At 42.5% G+C, this 25,270-nt stretch carries 20 protein-coding genes; 11 read left to right on the forward strand and 9 right to left on the reverse strand.

What is annotated here, in order from left to right; all coding sequences use genetic code 11:
• Positions 1–7 precede the first annotated feature (7 nt).
• A complete protein-coding gene (cobA, locus tag IUZ65_RS04610) occupies positions 8–820 on the reverse strand; it encodes a uroporphyrinogen-III C-methyltransferase (RefSeq protein WP_195704993.1) in 813 nt (270 codons plus the stop codon).
• Between the two features lie 410 nt (positions 821–1,230).
• Here cobA and IUZ65_RS04615 point away from each other — a divergent pair, with 410 nt between their 5' ends.
• Positions 1,231–3,717, forward strand: coding sequence for a molybdopterin oxidoreductase family protein (locus IUZ65_RS04615; protein ID WP_195702625.1), 2,487 nt, complete (start codon positions 1,231–1,233; stop codon positions 3,715–3,717).
• Positions 3,718–3,925: 208 nt separating this feature from the next.
• Here the strand turns inward: IUZ65_RS04615 and IUZ65_RS04620 are convergent, their stop codons facing one another.
• The 3 genes from IUZ65_RS04620 to IUZ65_RS04630 form a co-directional block, all read right to left on the reverse strand.
• Positions 3,926–4,891 carry a transposase gene (locus tag IUZ65_RS04620; protein ID WP_229637977.1) on the reverse strand — a complete coding sequence of 322 codons (966 nt, stop codon included), beginning with the start codon at positions 4,889–4,891 and terminating at the stop codon, positions 3,926–3,928.
• Positions 4,892–5,037: 146 nt separating this feature from the next.
• The gene (yfbR, locus tag IUZ65_RS04625; RefSeq protein ID WP_195702626.1) at positions 5,038–5,637 is read right to left on the reverse strand and encodes a 5'-deoxynucleotidase; all 600 of its coding nucleotides are present in this window, start codon (positions 5,635–5,637) and stop codon (positions 5,038–5,040) included.
• Between the two features lie 160 nt (positions 5,638–5,797).
• Positions 5,798–7,012 carry a pyridoxal phosphate-dependent aminotransferase gene (locus tag IUZ65_RS04630; RefSeq protein WP_195702627.1) on the reverse strand — a complete coding sequence of 405 codons (1,215 nt, stop codon included), beginning with the start codon at positions 7,010–7,012 and terminating at the stop codon, positions 5,798–5,800.
• Positions 7,013–7,212: 200 nt separating this feature from the next.
• On the opposite strand from IUZ65_RS04630, the gene IUZ65_RS04635 reads away from it, so the two are divergent.
• From IUZ65_RS04635 to IUZ65_RS04665, 7 genes are all read left to right on the forward strand, one after another.
• Positions 7,213–8,541, forward strand: coding sequence for an isochorismate synthase (locus IUZ65_RS04635; RefSeq protein WP_229637978.1), 1,329 nt, complete (start codon positions 7,213–7,215; stop codon positions 8,539–8,541).
• Entirely contained in the window at positions 8,538–10,265 is a 1,728-nt protein-coding gene (menD, locus tag IUZ65_RS04640) for a 2-succinyl-5-enolpyruvyl-6-hydroxy-3-cyclohexene-1-carboxylic-acid synthase (RefSeq protein WP_195702628.1), read from the forward strand. Before IUZ65_RS04635 ends, menD begins: the two co-directional genes overlap by 4 nt.
• A complete protein-coding gene (menH, locus tag IUZ65_RS04645) occupies positions 10,252–11,046 on the forward strand; it encodes a 2-succinyl-6-hydroxy-2,4-cyclohexadiene-1-carboxylate synthase (protein ID WP_195702629.1) in 795 nt (264 codons plus the stop codon). The genes menD and menH overlap by 14 nt, the downstream gene beginning before the upstream one ends.
• Positions 11,047–11,076: 30 nt before the next feature.
• Positions 11,077–11,943 carry a 1,4-dihydroxy-2-naphthoyl-CoA synthase gene (gene menB, locus IUZ65_RS04650; protein WP_195702630.1) on the forward strand — a complete coding sequence of 289 codons (867 nt, stop codon included), beginning with the start codon at positions 11,077–11,079 and terminating at the stop codon, positions 11,941–11,943.
• A 140-nt stretch (positions 11,944–12,083) separates the two neighbouring features.
• Complete coding sequence (menC, locus tag IUZ65_RS04655; RefSeq protein WP_195702631.1) at positions 12,084–13,076, forward strand: o-succinylbenzoate synthase; 993 nt, start codon at positions 12,084–12,086, stop codon at positions 13,074–13,076.
• Positions 13,077–13,106: 30 nt separating this feature from the next.
• The gene (menE, locus tag IUZ65_RS04660) at positions 13,107–14,537 is read left to right on the forward strand and encodes an o-succinylbenzoate--CoA ligase (RefSeq protein ID WP_195702632.1); all 1,431 of its coding nucleotides are present in this window, start codon (positions 13,107–13,109) and stop codon (positions 14,535–14,537) included.
• 95 nt (positions 14,538–14,632) lie between these two features.
• Positions 14,633–14,779 carry a hypothetical protein gene (locus IUZ65_RS04665; RefSeq protein WP_195702633.1) on the forward strand — a complete coding sequence of 49 codons (147 nt, stop codon included), beginning with the start codon at positions 14,633–14,635 and terminating at the stop codon, positions 14,777–14,779.
• On the opposite strand, the gene IUZ65_RS04670 is transcribed toward IUZ65_RS04665, so the two are convergent.
• The 3 genes from IUZ65_RS04670 to IUZ65_RS04680 form a co-directional block, all read right to left on the reverse strand.
• Positions 14,753–15,670, reverse strand: a complete 918-nt coding sequence (locus IUZ65_RS04670) for a YeiH family protein (protein ID WP_195702634.1) — start codon at positions 15,668–15,670, stop codon at positions 14,753–14,755. The two genes, IUZ65_RS04665 and IUZ65_RS04670, sit on opposite strands and share 27 nt — an antisense overlap.
• Before the next feature lie 123 nt (positions 15,671–15,793).
• Positions 15,794–17,683 (reverse strand): MFS transporter, encoded by a 1,890-nt coding sequence (locus IUZ65_RS04675; protein WP_195702635.1) that lies wholly within the window; start codon positions 17,681–17,683, stop codon positions 15,794–15,796.
• Positions 17,684–17,691: 8 nt separating this feature from the next.
• Entirely contained in the window at positions 17,692–18,294 is a 603-nt protein-coding gene (locus IUZ65_RS04680; RefSeq protein ID WP_195702636.1) for a TetR/AcrR family transcriptional regulator, read from the reverse strand.
• A 267-nt stretch (positions 18,295–18,561) separates the two neighbouring features.
• Between IUZ65_RS04680 and IUZ65_RS04685 the strand changes: the two genes are divergently transcribed.
• Positions 18,562–19,422, forward strand: coding sequence for a Tim44 domain-containing protein (locus tag IUZ65_RS04685; protein WP_195702637.1), 861 nt, complete (start codon positions 18,562–18,564; stop codon positions 19,420–19,422).
• Between the two features lie 107 nt (positions 19,423–19,529).
• On the opposite strand, the gene pta is transcribed toward IUZ65_RS04685, so the two are convergent.
• Entirely contained in the window at positions 19,530–21,701 is a 2,172-nt protein-coding gene (gene pta, locus IUZ65_RS04690; protein ID WP_195702638.1) for a phosphate acetyltransferase, read from the reverse strand.
• A gap of 131 nt (positions 21,702–21,832) precedes the next feature.
• A complete protein-coding gene (locus IUZ65_RS04695) occupies positions 21,833–23,029 on the reverse strand; it encodes an acetate kinase (protein WP_195702639.1) in 1,197 nt (398 codons plus the stop codon).
• Positions 23,030–23,368: 339 nt separating this feature from the next.
• On the opposite strand from IUZ65_RS04695, the gene yfbV reads away from it, so the two are divergent.
• Both yfbV and IUZ65_RS04705 read left to right on the forward strand, forming a co-directional pair.
• Positions 23,369–23,821 carry a terminus macrodomain insulation protein YfbV gene (gene yfbV, locus IUZ65_RS04700; RefSeq protein ID WP_195702640.1) on the forward strand — a complete coding sequence of 151 codons (453 nt, stop codon included), beginning with the start codon at positions 23,369–23,371 and terminating at the stop codon, positions 23,819–23,821.
• Positions 23,822–24,208: 387 nt separating this feature from the next.
• Complete coding sequence (locus tag IUZ65_RS04705; protein ID WP_195702641.1) at positions 24,209–25,174, forward strand: ABC transporter substrate-binding protein; 966 nt, start codon at positions 24,209–24,211, stop codon at positions 25,172–25,174.
• Positions 25,175–25,270 lie beyond the last annotated feature (96 nt).

A 25,270-nucleotide genomic window follows, 5' to 3' on the forward strand; every position in this document is an offset into this window, starting at 1 on the left:
TTTTAAACTACGCGGATAGTTTGAAATCTTTTTTTGATCTGTCTGTATCAACAACCCTTTCTGTTCGTTGTTCTAGCCATTGCATTTGTTGGTTAATAGAGACCACTTTCCCGATGACGATCAAGGCCGGTGACTGGATTTGATTGTTCTGCATCATTTGTTCAAGTTCACCAAGTTCGCCAGTAAAAACTCGCTGTTCGGGAGTGCAACCATTTTCAATAAAGGCCGCCGGGGTATTGCGTGGCAACCCTTCTTCAATCAACCTATCGCTTATCAATCTGGATTTACTTAACCCCATATAAATAACGAGTGTTTGATTGAGTTTTGCTAACGCAGACCAATTCAAATCAAGTTGCTTGTCAGCATGTGCGGTAATGAACGTACAGCCTTGCGCTAACCCACGGTGAGTTAAGGGGATGTTTGCGTAAGTAGAACATCCTGAGGCGGCGGTAATGCCGGGTATAACGTCGACGTGGATGCCCTTTTGAGTGAGTAGTAGCATCTCTTCACCACCCCTGCCGAAGATAAATGAGTCGCCACCTTTAATGCGACATATGTTTTTACCTTGTAAAGCGTGTTCGACTAAAATCTGGTTTATGTTGTTTTGCGTTGCGCTGTGCAGACCTTTCGCTTTTCCGACATATAGGGTTTTGGCATGCCGAGGGAATGTTGCCCGAATAGCGTCGCTGACGAGGTTATCGAAAACGATTAGTTCCGCTTGCTCAATGGCTCTTGCGGCTTTTACCGTTAACAAATCAGGGTCTCCAGGGCCCGCTCCAACGAGTGATACCGTGCCTGTTTTTGAGCAATGTCTATTCATCATCCTGACTCCTACACTAAATTCATACATAACTGAGAACCTTATGAACAACCAGCTGCAATATGGGTGCCTAAATGATGTGAAATTGGTAATAATTATTTTTAATTGATATTAAACAAGTGGTTACTACGTATTACTTAAGTATTCATGCTTGACTTGATAGGCGTATTGTCTGTTTTTTTTCTATGAAATGATTCGTTATGGTGCAAAACGCTGTGTAGTAGTGCAAAAGAGACTGAAAAGTGTATCTCTATGACAAAAAATAACCTACTACTTTAGAGGTATTGCTGATTGTAACTTGTTAATAGTATAGAATAAAAAATTTAAAATAGCGCAATATGTACAGTTGGTTCGTATGTTGCTACGTAATGACTAATAGTGAATATTTTTATTAGGGTTAGGGAGCGATGATGACGCAGATTAATGATGGTTGGATTAAATCTACTTGTGCCTACTGTGGAGTCGGTTGTGGCATCGAAGCTCGGCCAAAATCATCTGGGGAATTGGAAGTTCGTGGAGATAATGCTCACCCCTCTAACTTTGGAAAACTTTGCACAAAAGGTATCGCACTTGGAGACACGGTAATACAAGACGGTCGCTTGTTAACTCCGATTGATAATAGTGTTGAAGGTGGTAAGTCATTGGATTGGGATACGGCCACATCTCAGGTGGCGGCTAAATTTGCACAAGCAATTGAAACGTATGGTCCGGATTCTGTTGCTTTCTATGTATCAGGACAATTACTTACCGAAGATTATTATGTGGCCAATAAGCTTGTAAAAGGATTTATGGGGACAGGGAATATAGATAGTAACTCACGTCTTTGTATGGCCTCTTCGGTAGTGGGTCACAAACGAGCATTTGGATCTGATACCGTACCTGTCTGTTATGACGATCTTGAAAAATCAGAACTTGTAGTGATTGTTGGATCAAACTTATCGTGGTGTCATCCGGTTTTATTTCAACGTTTGAGAGTCGCAAAACAGAACAACCCATCACTAAAAGTAGTTGTGGTCGATCCGCGGAAAACGGACACATGTTCGAATTCGGATGCACACTTGGCGGTTAAGTCAGGCTCAGATGTCGCTCTGTTTAATGGTCTGCTCCGTTTTTTATCCGAACATGATCACCTCGATTCCGCCTTTATTAATACTCACACTAACGGCTTTTCTCAGGCACTTGAGTTGGCCAAATTAGAGACAAATATCGAACGGACCACCGGTTTAACAAGAGAGGAATTAGACTCTTTTTATCGGCAGTTTGCACACGCTAAAAAAGTCGTCACTATCTATTCTCAGGGCGTAAATCAATCTAGTTCTGGCTCCGATAAGGTAAACAGCATTATTAATTGTCACCTTGCCACCGGTAAAATAGGGAAAGTAGGTAGTGGCCCTTTCTCAGTGACAGGTCAGCCTAATGCTATGGGGGGAAGAGAAGTAGGGGCGTTAGCCAATACGCTCGCCGCACATATGGAGTTTGAAAATCCAGAACATCTCGCTACGGTAAAACAATTCTGGCAAACCGACACGTTAGCAACTAAGCCGGGACTAAAAGCGGTGGATATGTTTGACGCAATGGCAGAAGGAAAAATTAAGGCCGTATGGATAATGGCAACCAATCCTGTTGTTAGCCTACCCGATAGTGAAAAAATCAAACTAGCACTAAAAACCTGCCCGTTTGTCGTCGTCTCCGACTGTATTGCCGACACGGAAACCACAAGGCTGGCTGATCTGGTTTTACCCGCTCAAGGTTGGAGTGAGAAATCGGGGACAGTCACCAATTCAGAACGACGGATATCTCGTCAGCGTCGATTATTGCCAAGCCCTGGCATGGCTAAGCCAGATTGGTGGATAATAAGCCAAGTAGGGCAGAAAATGGGCTTTAAAGAGGCATTTAATTATCGCCATGAGGGAGAAGTGTTTCGTGAACATGCGCAGCTAACTACGCAGGGAAATAGAGATGGTCAGCGAGATCTTGACCTTATTGGATTAACCCAGTTGGACGACAAAGGTTATAGCCGTCTTACACCACAACAATGGCCAGTAAAAACGCTTCAGACAGAGATCGTTGACCAGCGTTTTTTTTCCAATGCTCAGTTTTTCACCGCTGATAAACGTGCTAGGTTCATTCCGGTTCAACATGCTTTACCAAAAAGTAGTACCAGCAGTACATTTCCATTGTTGTTGAACAGTGGACGTTCAAGAGATCAATGGCATACGATGACTCGAACAGGTCTATCAGCGCGATTGTCCGAGCATCGACCAGAACCCTATGTGTTAGTTCACCCAACTACAGCGGCGGAATTTAGTGTCAAAAATGGACAATTAGCTAAGGTGTCTAACACCGGAGGAGAGTGTCAGGTTAGGGTTGAAGTTACGGAAGATATGGCGTTACAACATCTTTTCATTCCCATTCATTGGAATAGCATTACTGCAAAAAATAGTAAACCGTGCGACCTCATCTCGCCTCATACTGATTCTTTTTCAGGCCAACCTGAATTCAAACATACACCCGTTACGATTTGCGGTTGCCAATACCAGAGTGGAGCGGTATTCGCCTCTAAGCAGCCAATCGACTTTAATGAACTAGATTATTGGTCGAGGCAAAAAATTGAAGGGGGATACCTGTACAGAATAGAGTCCTCACTTTCTGTCTATGAGCTCTCCCAGCGTTTAAAAGAAAAATTAATTGATATCGGTGGGAGAATGCTAAGCGTTGAGACGGGCATTGTTGGTACTCAACATAAATTTGCTACTACTAGCCAATATGGGCTGTCTCAATTTGTCCTGATTCAAGCAGATATAAAAGAGTGGCAGATAAACGATGTAGTATCGGATTTTAACAACCCATTCGATACAGATGCTGAATTAACTTTTCTAGGGGAAAAGAGTGCGTAAAGGCATTTTTCTCAAGGACACACACCGCAATCCACATGTTTATTATTTGTACTAACATGTAGCAGCATTAATTTGAGTTTGTTTTAGCTGACTAACAGCACGTATTATCGTTATTTGTTAAAACAAGTAAAAATGAAGGTTTTTTGGACGAGTTAGGTTATATAGTAATTAAACGTTGCGGCAGTGATGCGAGTAATTAGGCGCTGTATCAATCAATATCTAGTTGCAAAGCGCATGTGTGTTTTCGTTTGTTCAGGTGATTATGTTTTCTAAGACCAGAATAGCTTCCAACCAATGTGACACGTCTATTTTCAATACTGGTACAAGCTCTTAACCAGTGAATCTGGGTTAGTTTAAGTCGTTTAAGTATTGGGGGTAGTGCTGTGGAAATCGTTGCTTTATCTTCTCTAATCTGTCTTGCACTCCAATCGACTAATTCTAAATAGTCCATAAGCCTAAACGGAATACCTTTGAGCATTTCGTTGTTTGGATTACCGATGAAAATAGATAACCCCGGAGCCTCTTCCAGTTGATTATTTAATGCTTCTAACCTCGTCTTAATGGATGTGTATTCGGACGTTTCTGGTGTCTTATTTATTCCAGCTCGGATTGGGTTTAGGTCAACATAAGCCATAGCTGCAATAAGAGCTTGCTCATCCATTAGAGCCTGGCTTTTAAATCGACTTTCCCAAAAGTGACCTTTGCAACTATCTTCTTTATTGGCTCTGCAGGCGATATCATAATTAAGCTCTTTCATGAACCAACTTAAATTGTATAGCCTAGTGCGCCAACTTTTAATGATACTTTCACAGATTCTTATTTCGGCTTGACCTAACCTTTGATTTTGTTGCCATTTCAATATCAATTGCGGGAGTTTGTGTTCTTTGGACCAACGTTCTACCACTTCATGCATCGTAAGAGTTTTGGCTTCATTTTCGTCGACATGCAAAACTAGATGGTAGTGGTTGCTCATCACAGCATAAGCGCAAATATCAATACAATATATCGATGCCAGTGTATTAATTTTTTCTTCTATCCATCCTCTCCGATGCTCATAACTTTTACCCGATATTGAGTCTTCGCCACAAAGAAAAGAACGCCGCACACAGCGCGATACACAATGATAGTATTGAGTTGATTTTAGGCAAACGAGCTGATTTCTAGCCGTGGTCATGATTAACTCCAGATACAATAAACTGCAATTGAAGTTAAACATTATGCTTATTAAAGATACTATTCAGGCGTTCGTTACATTAATGGCACAGATAGATCAAAGCATCATTCTTTAATAATTCTTGTGGTGTATGTCCTTGATGAAAATTAACCCGATATCTTATCCAAAGTCGTTGTGCAGCTATCACAAAATATATCCATAAAGTCTTTTACTTCAGGCATGGTTTCAATGAGTTGCTCTATACGAGGGTCAAGACCTTCTTTTACGTGTAAAAACTCGTCATTATGAAACCTAAGCTCATTCATAGTTTTGATGTAGGCAGAGAGGATATCAGCGGCTTTAACAATGGCCTTGTACTCAACATCTACATTTTTCTGGATAAGAAGATCAGAGAATTCGTCACGTAAATCTTCGGGTAAGGTTTCTAAGCATTCTTGTTCTGCAATATCTTCGAGCTTTTTGAAAGCAGCCGTAAACTCCGGATTATGGTATTTGGTTTTGGAGTTGATGTCCTGAAGCTTTGTCTCTGAAATTTCATGATAAATAGCGACGACCGCCGCTTTCTCTGGACTTAAGTTTCCTCCATAACGTTTGTTTTTGATGACGACCAACAAATGGGCAATAACCGATACTTGATGACAATGCTCAGAGACGTTTTCTTCCTGAAAACAGTGCATTAATGCCCAGCGTTTTATTAAAGGCATACGAGTTACCCATGCCATGAATGTACTTTGCTGTGGTTTCATTGATGATTCCTTTAACCGTTACAGAATTGGTGTGTGTCTTATTCTAAAATTTGTATCAATGATTATTCTAGTCAGGTGTGTGTCCTGTTCCAAAACATCTCGTTTAATTGACTTAAAACGAAAAAGGCTCCCAATAAGGAGCCTTTTATCATAGATATTCTTACTGGCTATAGGTAGTTAAAAATCGTTCAAATCGACCAATGGCTATTTCTAAGTCTTCTACGTGCGGTAAGGTGACGATTCTAAAGTGATCCGGCTTAGGCCAGTTAAAGCCAGTGCCTTGTACTAAAAGTACTTTTTCTTGGACCAAGAAATCGAGAACCATTTTTTGGTCATCTTTAATGTTGTACATTTTGGTATCAATTTTAGGGAACAGATACATTGCGCCCTTTGGTTTGACACAGGTGATTCCCGGTATTTGAGTTATAAGCTCGAAGGCTTTATCTCTTTGCTCTAGTAAACGTCCACCGGGTAGTATTAATTCGTTAATACTCTGGTAGCCACCTAATGCTGTCTGGATAGCGTGTTGCATTGGCACGTTGGCACACAGACGCATAGATGCGAGCATGTCTAGCCCATCAATATAGCTTTTAGCAAGATGTTTTGGGCCAGTTAAGAACATCCAGCCACTGCGGAATCCGCATACGCGATAAGCTTTAGACAAGCCATTGAAGGTAACCATTAATACATCATCGGCTAAGCTTGCCATGGTGGTATGTGTGGCCCCATCGTAAAGGACTTTATCGTAGATCTCGTCAGCAAAGATGATCAGGTTGTTTTGACGAGCGATTTCTATCACTTCGAGTAAAAAATCTCGGCTATAGACAGCACCCGTTGGGTTGTTCGGGTTGATAAGAACAATTCCGCGTGTCTTTTTGCTGATTTTCTTTTTAATATCATCAAGATCAGGGTACCAATCAGATTCTTCATCGCATATGTAGTGAACCGGTGTTCCGCCTGATAGCGATACACCTGCTGTCCATAATGGGTAATCTGGAGCCGGTACTAAAAGCTCATCACCGTTATTCAATAACGCCTGCAAAGACATAACGATAAGCTCTGAAACACCGTTGCCTATATAGACATCTTCTACGTCTAAGCTGTGAATACCGCGGCGTTGATAATGTTGTACTACGGCTTTACGAGCGGAGTAGATACCTTTCGAATCGGTGTAACCTTGGGAAGTAGGTAAGTTGCGAATCACATCAACAAGAATTTCGTCGGGGGCATCAAATCCAAACGGGGCGGGATTCCCAATATTAAGCTTTAGAATATTATGACCTTCTTCTTCCATGCGTTTAGCATGTTTGAGCACTGGTCCTCTAATGTCGTAGCAGACATTATCGAGTTTTGATGACATCCCGATATTATACATGGTTCTATTCCCTTTATTTCTTATTTTACTTTATCAAATTACACCACTTTGTCGTTCCATAGTATAAAAATCTGTTATGAATTAACAGGATGTTACTCCTTTTGGGCTATATTCCTTTACCACTAACTCAAAAGTGAGGATCTAACTTGATTTGGAGCTAGTCAGCAAATAGAGTGCGGTGCATAATATTAGATATTGCTATGAAACACTTAGAGGTAGATTTGTCTCATTTTAGTCAAGCTATTGATGAACTCGTTAATCAGGTCGCCAACGCTAAAGAGCAAGACATAAGAATTGCTCAACCTTTGACGTGCGCACCAAATGCAGCCTGTATTGATTGGCTTGAGGTTCAACCTCATTTTCCTAAATTTTACTGGCAGTCACGCGATACCCGTGAAGAGGTCGTTGCGTTAGGAAAAGTGCACATTTTTTCTGAACCTGCACCAGCCTATACAATTCTGGGCGAAAATCAGCGTATTTGGGGAGGAAAATCTTTTGACAACTTACCAGAAAAAGACGGTAGCGGCCTTTCGGCGTATTTCTTTCTTCCACAAATTGAACTGGTTAGATTCGATAACAATTGGTCGCTTTGCGTGAATTTAGCGGATGATAAAGATGCGATTATCTCGGCGTTAACTATGTTATCCGCTGATGTAACGCCATTGTTGCCTATCTCGTCGCATATCCAATCTATCGTTCATGTTCCTTGTGAGCAGAAATGGCGCTATCAAATCGAAGACGTTTTAGAAAGAATTGAGCGAAACCAATTTAAAAAAGTTGTTTTAGCTAGAAAAAGCCTTATTAAACTCGATAGGTTTATTTCTGCAGCGCAGCTACTAAAATCAAGCTGGGCACAGAATAAAAACAGTTTTCATTTCTTATTCGCATTAAATGACAAGCAAGCTTTTATCGGCTCAACACCTGAGAGGCTATATAGCCGCAATGGACAGGAGCTAGAAACTGAAGCCTTAGCTGGGACGATTGGACGTGGCGACAATGCTCAACAAGATCTTGAGTTTGCGAACTGGTTGACGCATGACAAGAAAAATATTGTCGAAAATCAATATGTTGTTGATGATATTGTGGATAGGTTAACACCTTTCACGGATGAGATAGAATTGCAAAATAATGCAAAGTTGATACGCCTTAGAAAGGTTCAGCACTTAAAACGTGAGATCCATGCCCGCCTTAAAAAGGGAATAAATGGTGTGCAGTTGCTCGCAGCATTACAACCAACGGCGGCCGTTGCTGGATTACCAAGGGAAGAGGCGATTGACTACATTCAAGAGAATGAACCTTTTTCTCGTGGATGGTACAGCGGCTCTATGGGGTATATCAGTCACCAAAAGGCAGAATTTTGTGTCGCGATAAGAAGTGCATTGGTCAGTGGTGATGAATTGCATCTGTTTTCAGGGGCTGGCATCGTTAAAGGTTCTCAAGCCGATGTGGAGTGGTTAGAACTCGACAAAAAAATGGCAACTCTGCTGAGTTTACTGGAAGAAAATAGACCTATGGGAGTCGCTCTATGAGTCAAAATACGTTAAGTCGCCAGACCGATCAGGCCGTGCTTAATCGTATATGGTCTGAAGTCATGTTAGAAGAACTGGTTAGACTAGACGTACATCATGTTTGTATTGCCCCCGGCTCCCGTTCTACTCCACTTACTTTGGAAGCTGATAGCAATCCAGAACTCACTATTCATACTCATTTTGACGAGCGTGGTTTGGGTTTTCTTGCTTTAGGCATGGCAAAAGCAAGTCTGTCTCCTGTCGCTATCATCGTTACTTCAGGCACGGCTGTCGCGAATCTATTGCCCGCTATTGCAGAAGCTAAGCTTACGGGTGAGAAATTGGTGATATTAACTGCAGATCGACCACCAGAGCTGATTGATTGTGGTGCTAACCAAGCGATAAATCAGATTGGTATCTATTCGAATCATGTAAATGGTAGCCTTAATTTACCAAGTCCAACTGAAAACATACCGATTACTTGGTTGCTCTCATCTGTCGATAATCTGATGTATCAGCAAAAGCGCAGCGGTGGTGCCATTCATATCAATTGCCCATTTCCAGAGCCTTTGTATTCTGAAGTAGACAAGTCTATTTACGATGACTATTTACTGAGTGTAGACGCGTGGAAAAGCAAGGATACGCCTTACACTCGACAGATCCGAAGAGATGGTCGTGATGTCAATGATATGATCTCGTTGCAAACGCACAAGGGCTTAGTCGTAATCGGTAATGTTGATGTTGCCGATGCAGAGAAAGCAAAGGCACTAGCCAGTGCTTTAGGTTGGCCAGTGTTGTGCGACCCTCAATCGGGTCTATCGAGTGAATGGCAGCATTATGATCTCTGGTTACGAACAGAAGATGGTAAAACCAAGCTAGGACAATGCGATCTCATTTTACAATTTGGTGCTAGGTTAGTATCAAAAACATTAAACGAATTTATCAAGAAGCAGTGTACTCATTATGCTGCGAAGTATTATCTGATTGGCAATGAAGAAACTCGATCAAATCCTGACCATTTACCTCAAACACATATCTACTCTTGCATTGTCGCGTGGGTGAATGATCAGTTGTTACTTAAGTTACCGTTAATCAGCCGTCATAAATCGTGGGCGGATGAGTTGAAGGTATGCACCATACAAGTGAAAAGGCTTGCGCTTGAATGTGATGAATTTTCTGAGCTGGGTGTTGCTATCGCGATTCCTAAAATAGTCGGTAAGAAAGATTTATTTATTGGTAACAGTTTAGTTGTAAGGTTGTTGGATATGGTTACCGCTCTGTCTGGAAATCGAGCTTATACTAATCGAGGTGCATCAGGCATCGATGGATTGGTAGCCACGGCGGCAGGAGTACAGCGAATCAATAAAGAAGCGATGCTGGTGTTATTGGGTGATACCTCACTGCTTTACGATCTCAACTCACTTTCGTTATTTAGCCATACAATAGAGCCTATTATTATTTTGGTGACCAATAACGATGGTGGCGCTATATTCGATCTCTTGCCGGTGCCACAGGAAAAGAAAACGGCACTTTACCAAATGCCTCATGGTTATCAATTCAAATACGCAGCCAAACAGTTTGGCCTTAAATATCTCGAACCAGACAATATGAATGAGTTGATTGGTGTGGCAACTGAGCACCTTGACTCAGGTAAAGGTGCATTGCTCATTGAAATACGAACACCTGCGGGTCAAGCTTCTGCTGACATTAAAAAATTAATACAAAGAAATCATGCTACACCATAATCAATTCCATGAACTGGATACCAACCGCGATCGCCCTGTGTTGGTTTTTCTGCATGGCTTACTTGGAAGTGGGAGTGATTGGCAAGAGGTGATTCATCGCCTCGACCAATATCCCTGTGTAGTGGTGGACCTTCCTTGCCATGGAAACAGTTGTAGTCAACACCCTGTCAGTTTTACCCATACTTGCCAGTTAATATTTAACACAATTTTGTCTCAAGTAGGATCAAATAGGTCCATTATTATTGTTGGTTATTCTCTGGGCGCAAGACTGGCCATGTTTGGATTAGCCAACGGCATTTTTGATCGGTTAAACATCGCTGGCTATTTTTTCGAAGGCGGCGGTTTTGGGCTTAAAGATGACAATGAACGGCAACAACGTCTGATTAATGATAGACGCTGGGCAGAGAGGTTTAAGAGTGAGCCAATTGAACAAGTATTAAGCGATTGGTATCAGCAAGCTGTATTTAGTTCTCTAAATCGCGAGCAAAGAGATGAACTGATTGGCAGAAGAGCGCACAATAAAGGGAGCGCGATTGCAGAGATGTTAGTCACTACATCCCTCGGCAATCAATCTTACCTGTTGGATGAAATAGTGCGCACTGGTAAGCCTATTCACTATATATGTGGTGAAAAAGACATGAAATTTTTTGAATTAGCCAAGCAAAGTAGACTATCTTTTACATCAATAAAAGAGGCAGGGCATAATGTTCATAAGGAACAACCTGAAGAGTTTGCACAGTTAATTCGAACCAAACTTATACAGCTAGAGCAGACGCTTTAGCAAGATCAACAAAACAAATTGGACCAAAACATGGCAAGAACAATTGGAATGACAGAAGAAGAACTTTACGCACCAGTAACTTGGGCAGATTGTAGTTCTGAATATGAAGATATTCATTATCATAAATCCGTTGATGGTATCGCTAAGATCACGATCGCACGCCCTCAGGTTCGCAACGCTTTTCGCCCTCAAACCGTTAATGAAATGATGAAAGCATTGGCCGACGCTCGCTATGACGAAAAGGTTGGCGTCATCATTCTTACCGGTTTAGGTGAAGACGCTTTCTGTTCAGGTGGTGACCAAAAAATTCGTGGTGACTATGGTGGTTACAGAGACGAAGAAGGCACTCATCATCTCAATGTTCTTGATTTTCAACGTCAAATCCGTACCTGCCCTAAGCCAGTTATCGCCGCGGTTGCCGGTTATGCCGTTGGTGGTGGTCATGTACTGCACATGATGTGTGATTTAACGATTGCGGCTGAGAATGCTCAATTTGGTCAAACAGGTCCTAAAGTTGGCTCTTTTGATGGGGGCTGGGGTGCGTCTTATATGGCTCGCATTGTTGGTCAGAAAAAAGCCCGCGAAATCTGGTTCCTTTGCCGTTTTTACGATGCGCAAGAAGCATTGGACATGGGCCTAGTTAACACAGTAGTACCTGTGGTCGAACTTGAAAAAGAGACCGTTCGTTGGTGTCGTGAAGTTCTACAACATAGCCCAATGGCTCTGCGCTGTTTGAAAGCGGCTTTAAATGCAGACTGTGATGGCCAAGCGGGACTTCAAGAGCTAGCAGGTAATGCGACGATGATGTTCTACATGACAGAAGAAGGGCAGGAAGGGCGTAACTCGTTTAATGAAAAGCGTCGTCCAGACTTTTCTAAATTTCCAAGAAACCCATAATCTCGTTTTTAATCGTGCTTTACGTCGCTTAGTTTTTGAAATTAAAAATTAGGCGACATAAAGGCGTTCAGCACACTCGTTTTCATTATGAGTAGATTTTAGATTGCAAACTTTTTCAATGTCACCATACCGAGGCCTTCATGCGTCAAGCTAAACTATATAAATACCAACTTCCGATGGACAGCGGAGTGATTCTCAGAGACAGCAAGCTGGCAGAAAGAGTGGGGTGGATAGCCGAGCTCTCAGAGCAAGGCAAAACGGTATATGGTGAAATTGCACCACTGGTCGGTTTCAGTAAAGAAACCACCGAACAGGCGGGTATTCAGGCCCAGGCGCAACTAGAGCTTTGGGTCAACGGCAATGCATTTGCTTATGATGATCTGTGTCCTTCTGTGGCGAGTGGGTTGTCCTTTGCTGAGCTCGAACTAGCAGGCGAGTTACCAATGGCGGGTAATTATGATAGTGCGCCCTTATGCACGGGTGATCCCGATGCAATGTTGCCGATTTTAGATGCACTTCCACTAGATAAAAAAGTGACCAAAATTAAAGTAGGGCTCTATGAACCTATTCGTGATGGAATGTTGGTTAACCTGTTTTTGGAGTCGATTCCCGACCTTAGAGTTCGTTTAGATGCGAACCGAGCTTGGACGCCAGAAAAGGCAGAAAAATTTGCTACTTATATTAATTCGTCTCGCCGCCATCGCATAGAATTTGTGGAAGAACCATGCAAAGAGCCGGGTCAGAGTTTTACCTTTGCTATTAAAACGGGCATTGCTATTGCGTGGGACGAAACGTTACAGGACGCTGTTTCAGAGCCTGATTTTGATTTAGGAAAACTGACGGGTGCGAAGGTTATAATTATTAAGCCGACGTTAATTGGTTCTGTTTATCGTTGCCAGTCGCTTGTTGAGGATGCTAATCGTCATGGAATAAAGGTCGTGATCAGCTCGAGTTTAGAATCGAGTTTGGGTCTAAATCAACTTGCTAGGCTTGCGCAATGGCTTACTCCAGAGTCTGTGCCCGGCCTAGATACAATTAAGCTATTTGGGGCTCAACTTGAAGTGAAATGGCCACAATGTGACCTTCCTATTGTTCCATTAGACGAACAACAAGTTGTTTGGCAAAGTAAGTAATAAGAGTAAAAACTTTGGGAACGGGCTTTAATGAATAACCAACTGGAAAATAGCGTGCAAACTTGGTTATCACTATGGTCTGAAAGGGAGCCTAACAAGTGCGCGTTGGTTTTTGAAAACAATACGTACTCATGGGCTCATCTCAGCTCCTTGCTCAATGGAGTCACGGTTTCGCTGCGTGGCCAAAATATCGGTCAAGGTGATGTGGTTGCTCTTGTCTCTAAGAACAGTATTGAATTGGTACTTGCCTACTTGGCTTGTATTCATCTGGGTGCACTTCCTGCCCTTATCGCACCGAGTACGATTACTCCACTGGTTCAAAAGCTTGATACGTTAGGTTGTAACCATGTCTGGTTTGGAAAAGGGACAAATAAACTTGTCGATAGGGCACCGCTCAGTACGCTCTACTCGCTTCTACAGATATCTATCGGATGTTGCGTAGGGTCAAACTCAACTACACCTGCAAGTGTTCACCCAGACAACCTTGTCAGCATTGTATTCACCTCCGGTTCTACAGGGTTACCGAAAGCCGTCGCACACACGAATAAACAACATGAAGCTTCTGCGCATGGGTTGCTGGCTCGCTTTGGTTTTAAGCCCAACGATACGTGGTTACTTAGTTTGCCGATGTACCATGTGTCAGGCTTAGCTATTATTTGGCGATGGTTAACAGTGGGTGCTTGCCTAAAAGTAGGCGGAGGAAAGGATCTTTTTACCGATCTTCAGGGGGCAACTCATGCCTCCCTAGTTCCTACACAACTCAAACGTTTAATTGACAGCGGAAAGCGGATCACGCTTTCTCGAGTGTTATTGGGTGGAAGTCACATCCCATTGGCGTTAGCACAAGAAGCGAATCGTCGAGGAATAGATACCTGGCTAGGTTATGGCATGACTGAATCGGCTTCTACCGTGATGGCTAAGCAAGTGGATGAATACTTGGGTGTGGGTTTCTTGTTACCTAATCGGCTTCTTAAAGTGGAAAAACAACGAATATACGTCGGTGGAGAGACGCTGGCTTCAGGGTATTTTTATCGAGGTAGATTAACACCCATTGTTAATAATGATTGGTTTGATAGTAAAGATTTGGGCGAATGGGAAGGCGATCAATTACGAATCCTCGGACGTGTTGATAATTTATTTATCTCAGGTGGCGAAAATATCCATTGTGAAGAGATAGAATTTGTCTTAACCCAACATGCCAAGATCAACAATGCGGTGGTAATTCCAGTGCAAGATAAAGAGTATGGAGCAAGGCCAGTCGCCGTTATTCAAAGTGAGCATGCTTTTGAGCAAAAAGATGTGGAGCAGTTTCTGTCGCGGCGGCTAGAAAAATTCAAATGGCCTGTTGAATATATCGCTATGCCTGAAATTCTATTAGAAGGACCATCGATCAAGCTGTCTAGGCCAAAGGTAAAGGCGTGGTTTATAAGCTCTCAAGTGAGCAAGAGAAAAGCCATCTAGCGAACCAATTGGTTATGTCTTAGTCCAAAACTGAATTTTGTTTTATTATAAGAAAGCTCAATAATAGTACTATTAGTTATTAGAGAGCTTTTATAATGAAGATTGTGTTGATTACCATAGCCGTGCTGTTAATTGCGACCGCACTATTTAGCCAAGGCGTCGTTAAGTCTTTAGCTGAACTCGGTGCCTTTTTGACTATTATTGGTTATCTGTATTCACGCCAGAGTCAGCCAAGCAAGTGATAAGCTTGAAACCATTACCCATAAGAAAACACCAAATAAAAGAGGCTTAGCACCTGCTGCTTTCAGTTTCTCCAGAGAAATACTCGAACCGATAAGAAACAAGCAGACCACTAATGTTTGCTTAGCAATGGCGAAAATCCCCCCGTATATAACCTCAAACTGTGGTAAGTAATCGCTTATCAATATTGCTGCACAATAAAATAAAATAAAGAAAGGGATATTTATTTTGTTGCTGCCATTTTTAAACAACATGGCGCTAATAAATGCGACAGGGACAATCCAAAGTGCTCGTGCGAGTTTTAAAGTCGTGGCCGTTTTTAGGGCTTCTTCGCCATAAGCGGAAGCCGCACCGACCACAGAAGAGGTATCATGGATAGCGATAGCCGCCCAGGTACCAAATGTATGCTGATCTAGATTAAGTGCATGTCCGATTAAAGGGAATACAAATAGTGCAACAGAATTCAGAACAAAGACAACCGCCAAGGCTAAGCCTGTTTGTTCATCAGAGGCTCTAATAGCAGGAGAAACAGCGGCTATAGCGCTACCTCCACAGATAGAAGTACCAGCAGAGATAAGATACGCACCTTCCTTATTTAAACCTATCTGTTTTGCGACCAAAGTGCCTATGATTAATGTGCCAAAAATGGAAACAACGATAAGACCGATGCCCTCTCCAGTCACCGCAAGCGCCTCTTGAAAATGGATACCAAAACCTAATCCTACAATAGAGTAAGCCAGTAACTTTTTGGTTATTTTACTGACAGGTAAGTCTTGGGGCACAAAGCCCAAACTCGATAGCACAAACCCAATAACCAAGGCGGTAGGTGAAGAAACCCAAGGTGTTAAACACATTGCTGCTGCGATGAAAAAAAAGAGTTTTTTACTGTTCATTGTTGCTGCCGTATTACGTAAAAGTCACGATGAGCATAACGTGACATTGACGTTTAGTATGTCTTAATTTACTTAACCAACCGTTAAGTTTAATTAAACGAAAGTATTCTCTAGACCAAAAAACTACTTGTAGCTTCCTCGTAACTTTTGTACCTGTTCACGCATATAATCCGATTTGGCGTCAGCTGGCGAGACAGGTCTTCCTGCTTCTATCTCTAGCTTTGCCCTAAACCGATTAGGGAAGCCTTTAAAGGCTCGTCCTTTATGTCGGCTAAAGTAACTCCCCCACATACCTTTTATAGCCAAAGGAATGACGGGGACAGGTGAGCGGTTAATAATGATATCGATGCCACGCATAAAGGGTTGAATTTCGCCATCTTCCGTCAATCGACCTTCTGGAAAAATACAGACAATCTCACCATCTGACAGTGCTTTTTCAACCTCTTTGAATGCCTTGCGTATCGATCTACTGTTCGCCGCTGAAACGGGGATGACACCAGCACGAAATAAAAAGCGCCGAAGTGGTTTAAGATTAGCGTAATCTTCTTCCATTACAAATCGTATCAAACGAGGGCAGACGGCACTCAACAACAGTGCGTCCATATAGCTTACATGGTTACAAACCAATAAAGCGCCTCCGTTTTTAGGCAGATGGTGTAAATTGGTATGCTTTACTCGGTAGATAATATGGGTAACTATCCATACAACAAACCGAACTGCGTACACAGGAACCTGTGAAAAAAGGTATAGCACTACAACAAAGTTGATGACCGAGAGAAAGATGAAAAACTCAGGAATAGGCATCTCTAGAATGCCGAGCAATACGATACCAAGTATCGCGCTACCAACCATGAAAAGCGCATTGTAGATATTGTTTGCGGCGATGACCTGTGAGCATTCTGTCTTCTTCGCTCTTAATTGCATCACAGTATAAAGTGGCACTATAAATAACCCACCAGAAATACCTAACAGCGCTAAATAAGTAAAGGTTGGCCAAAGTTCTCTGTACCCAACAAAGTCTGCGAAAGAGGTAAGTGACGGTAGATTATCGGGTACCGAGTAAGCCATCAAAATACCAAACAAAGTAATGCCCATACTTCCCACAGGGACAAGCCCATACTCTATTCGATTTCTAGACAACTTATCACATAGCTGTGATCCTATCGCGATACCGACGGAAAACAGAGCAAGAAGAAAAGAAACGGCGCTTTCACTGCCATGAAGAGAGATTTGGGTAAAGTTTGGGAATTGAGTAAGGTAACTGGCGCCTAAAAACCAAAACCAACTGATCGCTAAAATGGACTTGTGCGTCACACTGTCTTTTTTTGCGATGCCTAATGTGTGTCTTGTCTGCTTTATCGGCTGCCAACGTATCTTTGCCGTTGGATTCGCGGCGGGTGTTTTTGGGATAAACCGACTCGAAACATAACCAATTATAGAGAAAAGCATTACCGAAAGGGCAGCAACATGGGTAGCGTTATCATTTGAGGCAATAATACCAGCGGCTAAGGTACCCAAAAGAATGGCAAGAAAGGTACCAGTTTCAACTAAGGCATTGCCAGTTAGAAGCTCTTCGCTTTTCAGGTGTTGTGGCAATAATGCATATTTAACCGGGCCAAAGAAAGCAGACTGGGTACCCATAAGAAAGAGCAGTAGAAGCAACACCTCATAGCTTTGAGTAATAAAGCCGATAGCACCCAAAGTCATAATGCCAATTTCTGCTAACTTAACTTTTCGTATAAACCAATCTTTATCATATTTGTCGGCTAATTCACCTGCGGTTGCCGAGAATAAAAAGAAAGGAAGAATAAACAACCCCGCAGCAATATTTATAAAAAGGCTTGAAGATATAGAGAGGGTGCCACTCGCGGTGAAGGCGACCAATATGAGTAAGACATTTTTAAAAATATTGTCATTGAATGCACCAAAAAATTGGGTAATAAAGTAAGGCAAAAAACGTCTTTGAGTCAGCAAAGAACTGCTGCTTGTTGGAGAGGGGTTTAGCTCAGACATGCAAAACCTTATTCATTCTTATGCCAATTCTCTAAATAGTTGGAAAGTAGGTTTTTAATCAGTGCTTTTCCGTCGATAGGTGATGATGTAAAAAACTTATCATCCACACTCAACACGGTGATGCCATGAACCCCGGCCCATAAGACACGACTGGCTTCTACAATCTCGTATTCAGACTTGGTCGGAGACAAAATAGCGATCAATTTTTCTAACATACTCGTCATGTTATCGATGCGTTCGGACTGCCAATCGGGTAGGTTTTCACCATTCATCGTATGCTGGAATATTAGCTGCCAGCGGTAGGGGTTTTGTTGAGCGAAGTCATGGTAACAATACGCGAGATTATACAGTGCTTCTTCAGTGCTGTTTGAGTTCTCAAGTGCAGTGGAAGCCTCTATTCGCAGTTCGTCAACCGTTTGAGCGACAACCTGTAATAGCAATAAATTATAGTTGCCGAATATATTGACAAGAGTGCTGGGTACATAACCAATTTGAGTAGCAATTTTTCTTAGACTAAGACTATGATGGGGTTGATCCGCCAAGAATTCCTTTACCTTCTGTAAAGTTAATTCAACCAATTCTTCGCGGGTGTGATCGTTTCTGCGTGCCATACTTTTTTGTGCCATTCCCATTTATGTAACTAAACAAGATCTATAAAATGAACATTGTTCATTATTCTATGTGGAGCCCCAAAAAGGTCAAGAACAATGCGTGCTATTTTGTCGTAATGTGGGCTTTGCAATATTTCGATACATACAAGCTTGCACAAAGGATATAAATGTAAGGGATATCCATATACTATGCGGTAATATAAAGTTGGATTTTTATAATATTTAGTCTAATAAAAATAGTTTTGTGAGACAAACAAAAGGGAAAAAATGAAACGTATCTTAGCTATGGTCGCACTCATCATGTTTACCGTGACCACGTCACCGACTGCCGAAGCCAAGCGATTTGGTGGTGGTAAGTCTTTCGGTAAGATGTTCAAGACAGCACCCGCGACAAACAAGAGTCAGACCAACACAAGTTCTGTCAAAAAAGATCAGACACAGAGTCCCGTTGGCGGCAAACGTGGTTTAATGGGTGGTTTGATGGGCGGTCTTCTTGCTGGTGGTCTATTAGCTGCATTCTTTGGTGGCGCATTTGAGGGTATCCAGTTTATGGATATCCTTATCATAGGGTTGGTCGCGTTCTTTGTCTTTAAGTTTTTACGTGCCATGTTGGGCGCAAAAGCTGGAAGCATGAATCAGCAAGTGTACTCTGGCGCTGACAATCACTACCAAAAAGAACAGCCTATTCATCAGAGTTTTGAACAAGCTCAACCTGCGACGGGTTTCGGGTCTGCAGGGCACAGCGATGTTCCGCATAATTACCCACCGGGATTTGATCAGGCAGCGTTTATTAATGGGTCTCGTGAGCATTATCGTATTCTTCAAGGTGCTTGGAATCATAATGAACTGAATACAATTGAAGAGTACGTGTCTTCAAGTTTGTTTGATGATTTGAAGTCGGAGAGAGCAAAACTTGAGGGTGATCAGCATACGGATGTTATGTATGTAGACGCGGAAATTGTTCGTGTAAATTACGATGCCTCTAAAGCGCAGCTTAGCCTTCAGTTCAGTGGTCGGTATCGGGACTCAGTGGAAGCGATTGAAGAAGATATCACGGATATTTGGCATTTAGAGCGCGATTTAACCGTAGATAATGCACCATGGCTTATCGTCGGTATACAAGCATAAAGTAACCTGATACCAATTTGACTAATTAACGTATCTGGTATTACTGCCAGTGACAAAAAAAGAAACCCCCGAAGATTGTCTTTGGGGGTTTTTATTTGTAGCGAAGACTACGCTTTTTCAGCTTGAATGACTTTCTCAGCTTGATCAGCTTGGTCAGCCTGAATCGCCGTTAGTGCGATGGTGTAAACGATGTCGTCTACTAGTGCACCACGAGACAAGTCATTGACTGGTTTACGCATGCCTTGAAGCATTGGACCGATAGACACTAGGTCAGCAGAACGCTGTACAGCCTTGTAAGTTGTGTTACCAGTATTGAGGTCTGGGAATACAAATACAGTTGCTTTACCTGCGACAGGAGAATCTGGCGCTTTAGAAGCGGCGACATTTTCCATGATTGCAGCGTCATACTGAAGTGGACCATCAATAACGAGGTCAGGACGTTTCGCCTGAGCCAGTTTGGTTGCTTCACGAACTTTATCTACATCTGCGCCTTTGCCAGATTCACCCGTTGAGTATGAAATCATAGCAACGCGAGGGTCAATACCAAATGCCCTAGCAGAATCGGCAGATTGAATCGCAATTTCAGCCAGTTGCTCAGCGGTAGGATCTGGGTTAATCGCACAGTCACCATAAACCAATACCTGATCAGGCAGCAGCATAAAGAATACGGAAGACACGATAGAAGCATCTGGTGCGGTTTTGATTATCTGGAATGGAGGAACAATGGTGTTCGCTGTTGTGTGTACAGCGCCAGATACAAGGCCATCAACTTCGTTGTTCTCTAGCATCATCGTGCCCAAGAATACAGAGTCTTCCAGTTTTGCTCGTGCAACAACTTCGGTCATGCCTTTCTTAGAACGCAATTCTACAAGACGAGCAACGTATTTTTCGCGTACAGCGTCTGTGTCGATAATCTCAACACCGGCACCAAGTTCTACACCTTGTTGTTCAGCAACGTGACGGATCTCTTTAGGGTTACCAAGAAGTACGCAAGTTGCGATGCCACGTTCAGCACAAATAGCCGCTGCTTTTACTGTACGTGGTTCATCACCTTCAGGAAGAACGATACGCTTGGCGGCGCGGCGTGCAAATTCTGTCAGCTGATAACGGAATGCTGGTGGACTTAGGCGACGAATACCCTGAGTACCTTCAGTCAACGAATCAATCCAAGGCCCATCAATGTGGCTTGCAACGTGCTCATTTACAAATTCAATACGATCTTTATCATCTGCTGGAACTTCTAAGCTAAAGCTTTGTAGGTTCAACGATGTTTGCCATGTATTACCTTGTGCTTTAAAAATTGGCAGGCCAGTATCAAATGCGCGTCGACAGAGCTTAACGATTTGTTCTGGTAGGTCATAGCCGCCAGTCAGTAGTAAAGCACCAATCTCAACACCATTCATTGCAGCAAGCGCAGCCGCAACGATAACATCGGGTCTATCGGCGGACGTGACGAGTAATGAACCGGGTTTAAAGTGTTCAATCATATGTGGAACTGAACGGGCACAGAAAGTTATGCTCTTGATACGACGATTGTACATATCACCTTCGTGTACGATCTCAGCATCAAGATGCTTCGCCATATCGATAGCACGAGTGGCAATAAGATCAATGCTCCAAGGAACGCAACCTAAAACACGAATTGGGCTGGTGCTGATTATCTCCATCGTTTTGATGTTTGCTTGCTTAGCCGCATCTGCTTCATCAAAAATTTCTGAAAGGTCAGGGCGGGTTCGGCCTGCATCATCGACAGGAGCATTAAGTTTATTAACGATAACACCAGAGATACTCTTGTTCTTCGTACCACCAAAGTTAGAAACCGCTAATTCAATACGCTCTCTAAGTTGAGATGCATTGTATGTGCCTGGAGTGGCAACAAATACAATCTCTGCACCAAGTGTTTTTGCAACTTCTTGGTTTACTTGGTTCGCAAATGGGTGTTTGCGAGTAGGAACTAACCCTTCAATCAAGATAACATCAGCATCACTTAAGTCATTGTAACGACCCACGATCGTTTCAAGTAAAACGTCCATCTTTTCGTTACCGATAAGAGACTCAGCATCATGCATAGGGATCGGCTGAGACGTTTGGACATTGCTGTTAGCATTGATAATTGATGACGTTAGGTCGGGTTGGTTACCACCGTGACGTGGTTGAGCAATCGGCTTAAAGAACGCAACATTTACACCTTTACGCTCCATTGTGCGGATGACACCTAAGCTAACACTGGTAAGACCTACTCCAGCGCTAATAGGTACAAGCATAATAGTACGGGACATTCGTAGAATACCTCTGATTTTAAGAGAAAAGGCTCAGCAATTATCTATCATTTTAGCGAGAAACGCATTCGGTCGATATTTTCTGAGGCCCAGATCAAAACTGGCTAACGTTTGTTAGCCAGTTCAATTTTTTAAAGACCTGCTAATCGCGCAGTGTCTTCAGCAATAATTAACTCTTCATTTGTAGAGATGACCATCGCAGGAATACGGCTTTCTTCAGTAGTGATAACCCCTTCGCCGCCAAAGCGTGCTTTAAGGTTTTTCTCGCTATCTACTTCAATACCAAATACGCCTAGACGGTTTAGGACGAGTTCACGTATTGGGCTAGAGTTCTCACCTATGCCACCAGTAAAGACGATTGCGTCCAAACGGCCATCAAGTGTTGCAGTGTAACTTGCAATGTATTTCGCTAGACGATGACAGAACACACCCATGGCGCGTGCAGCATCTGCTTTTTCTAAATAGTTGTCTTCAACATAGCGGCAGTCAGACGTCACTTGTGTTAGGCCTTGTAGGCCAGACTCTTTCGTTAGCATCGTATTGATTTTATCTAAAGAGTAACCAAGTGTGTCATGCAAGTGGAAAATGATCGCAGGGTCGATATCGCCACAACGTGTGCCCATTACAAGGCCTTCAAGAGGAGTAAGTCCCATAGACGTATCTACTGACTTACCATCTTTGATGGCACACACAGATGCGCCGTTGCCTAGGTGACAGTTGATGATGTTAAGTTCACTGGCTGGCTTGCCTAAACGTTCGGCAGCTTCGCGAGCGATATATAGGTGTGATGTTCCGTGCATACCATAACGACGGATACTATGTTCTGTATAAAGGTCATAAGGCAATGCATATAGAAATGCTTCTTCAGGCATTGTCTGGTGGTAAGCCGTATCGAATACGACTGACATTGGTAGTGCAGGGAATGCTTTCTGCGCCGCTTTAATACCTACGATTGCCGCAGGGTTATGAAGAGGAGCAAGGGCTGAACAATCTTCAATACCTTGGGTAACTGAATCGTCAACCAATACAGACTTCGTAAACTTCTCACCACCATGAACAACACGGTGGCCAATAGCACCTAAAGCGTCAGAAAGTTCTGGTTTAGAAGCAAGAATAGTGTCTACGATAAATGAAAGTGCTTCATCGTGTGCTGCACAATCGCCAAGTTGAGCTTCGTGCTTACCGTCTAACTTCCATTTAATACGAGCTTCTGGAAGATGAAGGCATTCTGCAAGGCCGGTTAAATGCTCGTTACCATTATCGGCATCAACGATAGCAAATTTAAGAGAAGAACTACCGCAGTTTAAAACTAAAACTAGCTTAGACATGAGTGACTACCTGTTAATCATCTGAAAATATCAGTTTGGTTGAAAATTAATCTCAAGGATAGCGGACTCGTTTGGTCATGCACTATCTTTGGTCAAAAAAACGTCATTATCCATAAATAAAGGCATGGTCAAACTTTTGTGACCATGCAAGCATTCCTTGCTATGCAACGTCATAAATTTGCCTATTTTGTAAATTAGAGCAACAATGACATTGAGGGTGCGCAAAGGATAGCGATAATAGCCTAAGATAACAAAAAAAATTCGAGCAATTTTTAATTTTAGTCAATGTTTTTACAAATTATGTTGAATAATTCAAATATTTTTTAGCGCGAGGTCGAAATGAATACGAAACCTGGACTAATCCATAGCCTAAGAAGCGGGCAAAAATATATGGATATCTGGCCGATGCGAAAGGAGTTATCGCCCATTTTTCCAGAACACCGCATTATTAAAGCGACACGCTTTGGTATTAAAGTGATGCCGGCGGTAGCGATGATCAGCCTACTTATGCAGTTGAGCTTTCAAAACATGCAAGCAATGCCACAGGCCGTTGTTGTCGCACTATTTGCGATCAGTTTACCTTTACAAGGTATATGGTGGTTAGGTAATCGCTCCAATACCAAACTTCCACCAGCACTTGCAGGATGGTATCGAGAGCTTCATCAAAAAATTCAAGAGTCGGGGTTCGCATTAGAACCTGTCAAGGCTAAGCCCCGTTATAAAGAACTTGCCGTACTTTTAAATCGTGCATTTAGGCAACTGGACAAGACAGCACTTGAGCGTTGGTTTTAAATATCGAGTAGCGCGGCGCGTATTTAAAAGTAAACAAGCTTTCCTTTCGAAGCTTGAGTGCGTCGCTTCTCCAAGCTAGAGGAAGATGATTGACATATGTGATTGAAATAACAAATGTGCGAAAACTCAAAACTCAAAACTCAAAACTCAAAACTCAAAACTCAAAACTCAAAACTCAAAACTCAAAACTCAAAACTCAAAACTCAAAACTCAAAACTCAAAACTCTCATTTCTATTAATTAGCTCAATAAATAAAAACTCTTCTTCCATTCCTGCCTTGTAACTGGTAAAAATGTTTACGTAGCGTAAAGAAATACGTACAAGTTAAAAAATAAAAAAATTCAAGTACGACATTGAAACAAATAAATTGCTAATCAAGGAGTTAAGATGAAGGCAAGTCAAATTATTGCTACTGCGGTTATTACCGGAGCAGCGCTACTCGCTTCTACAGGTGTTATTGCGAAAACAGCTAGAATTGCTGTTTCTCAAATTGTTGAGCATCCAGCACTGGATGCCACTCGCCAAGGTCTTTTGGATGGACTAAAAGCGAAAGGGTATAAAGAAGGAAAAAATCTCGAGTTCGATTTTAAAACGGCGCAAGGTAACCCAGCTATTGCGGTTCAAATTGCTCGCCAATTTGTTGGTGATCGTCCAGATGTATTAGTTGGTATTGCGACGCCATCGGCTCAAGCGCTTGCAGCGGCAACGCGTGATCTTCCCATCGTATTTACAGCGGTGACGGATCCGGTTGGTGCCAAACTCGTAAGCAACGAAGAAAAACCAGGTAAAAATATTACTGGCCTTTCTGACCTGTCTCCAATTGCACAACACGTAGCATTAATCAAAGAATTGCTTCCAAATGCGAAAACAGTCGGTGTGGTTTATAATCCCGGTGAATCTAACTCTGTAAGCTTAATGAAATTGCTAAAAGAAAGTCTAGAGGCAAATGGGCTAGAGCTTGTAGAAGCAACGGCACTTAAGAGTGCAGATGTGCAGAGTGCGACTCAAGCTATCTCGGCTAAATCTGACGTTCTTTATGCGATGATTGATAATACAGTAGCAAGTGCTATTGAAGGCATGACGATTGCGGCTAATCAAGCGAACACGCCAGTATTTGGCGCAACAACAACTTATATTGAAGGCGGTGCTTTCGCAGCGTTAGGTTTCGACTACTACCAAATTGGTGTGCAAACGGCGGATTATGTTGTTGCCATTCTTGAAGGTGCAAAGCCGGGTGACCTTCCAGTGAAAGTTGCTAAAGGTTCTGACCTTATCGTGAATAAAACAGCAGCGGATAAACTTGGTATTACTATTCCACAAACTGTTCTAGACCGCGCGACGGAAATTAAGTAAACCCTACCACAACACATTCTTGATGTTGTGAAGGTTAAGAAATACCTCTCGGCCAATCAATGCAAGGTTGGTCGAGAGTTTTTATACTAACGAAGA

This window comes from Vibrio sp. VB16 (assembly GCF_015594925.2).
Classification (GTDB): Bacteria; Pseudomonadota; Gammaproteobacteria; order Enterobacterales; family Vibrionaceae; genus Vibrio.

What these genes read in the sequence shown, in the direction of transcription:
- cobA (WP_195704993.1), bottom strand. Translation starts at nt 820, where the DNA reads ATGAATAGACATTGCTCAAAAACAGGCACGGTATCACTCGTTGGAGCG.
- IUZ65_RS04615 (WP_195702625.1), top strand. Translation starts at nt 1,231, where the DNA reads ATGACGCAGATTAATGATGGTTGGATTAAATCTACTTGTGCCTACTGT.
- IUZ65_RS04620 (WP_229637977.1), bottom strand. Translation starts at nt 4,891, where the DNA reads ATGACCACGGCTAGAAATCAGCTCGTTTGCCTAAAATCAACTCAATAC.
- yfbR (WP_195702626.1), bottom strand. Translation starts at nt 5,637, where the DNA reads ATGAAACCACAGCAAAGTACATTCATGGCATGGGTAACTCGTATGCCT.
- IUZ65_RS04630 (WP_195702627.1), bottom strand. Translation starts at nt 7,012, where the DNA reads ATGTATAATATCGGGATGTCATCAAAACTCGATAATGTCTGCTACGAC.
- IUZ65_RS04635 (WP_229637978.1), top strand. Translation starts at nt 7,213, where the DNA reads ATGAAACACTTAGAGGTAGATTTGTCTCATTTTAGTCAAGCTATTGAT.
- menD (WP_195702628.1), top strand. Translation starts at nt 8,538, where the DNA reads ATGAGTCAAAATACGTTAAGTCGCCAGACCGATCAGGCCGTGCTTAAT.
- menH (WP_195702629.1), top strand. Translation starts at nt 10,252, where the DNA reads ATGCTACACCATAATCAATTCCATGAACTGGATACCAACCGCGATCGC.
- menB (WP_195702630.1), top strand. Translation starts at nt 11,077, where the DNA reads ATGGCAAGAACAATTGGAATGACAGAAGAAGAACTTTACGCACCAGTA.
- menC (WP_195702631.1), top strand. Translation starts at nt 12,084, where the DNA reads ATGCGTCAAGCTAAACTATATAAATACCAACTTCCGATGGACAGCGGA.
- menE (WP_195702632.1), top strand. Translation starts at nt 13,107, where the DNA reads ATGAATAACCAACTGGAAAATAGCGTGCAAACTTGGTTATCACTATGG.
- IUZ65_RS04665 (WP_195702633.1), top strand. Translation starts at nt 14,633, where the DNA reads ATGAAGATTGTGTTGATTACCATAGCCGTGCTGTTAATTGCGACCGCA.
- IUZ65_RS04670 (WP_195702634.1), bottom strand. Translation starts at nt 15,670, where the DNA reads ATGAACAGTAAAAAACTCTTTTTTTTCATCGCAGCAGCAATGTGTTTA.
- IUZ65_RS04675 (WP_195702635.1), bottom strand. Translation starts at nt 17,683, where the DNA reads ATGTCTGAGCTAAACCCCTCTCCAACAAGCAGCAGTTCTTTGCTGACT.
- IUZ65_RS04680 (WP_195702636.1), bottom strand. Translation starts at nt 18,294, where the DNA reads ATGGCACGCAGAAACGATCACACCCGCGAAGAATTGGTTGAATTAACT.
- IUZ65_RS04685 (WP_195702637.1), top strand. Translation starts at nt 18,562, where the DNA reads ATGAAACGTATCTTAGCTATGGTCGCACTCATCATGTTTACCGTGACC.
- pta (WP_195702638.1), bottom strand. Translation starts at nt 21,701, where the DNA reads ATGTCCCGTACTATTATGCTTGTACCTATTAGCGCTGGAGTAGGTCTT.
- IUZ65_RS04695 (WP_195702639.1), bottom strand. Translation starts at nt 23,029, where the DNA reads ATGTCTAAGCTAGTTTTAGTTTTAAACTGCGGTAGTTCTTCTCTTAAA.
- yfbV (WP_195702640.1), top strand. Translation starts at nt 23,369, where the DNA reads ATGAATACGAAACCTGGACTAATCCATAGCCTAAGAAGCGGGCAAAAA.
- IUZ65_RS04705 (WP_195702641.1), top strand. Translation starts at nt 24,209, where the DNA reads ATGAAGGCAAGTCAAATTATTGCTACTGCGGTTATTACCGGAGCAGCG.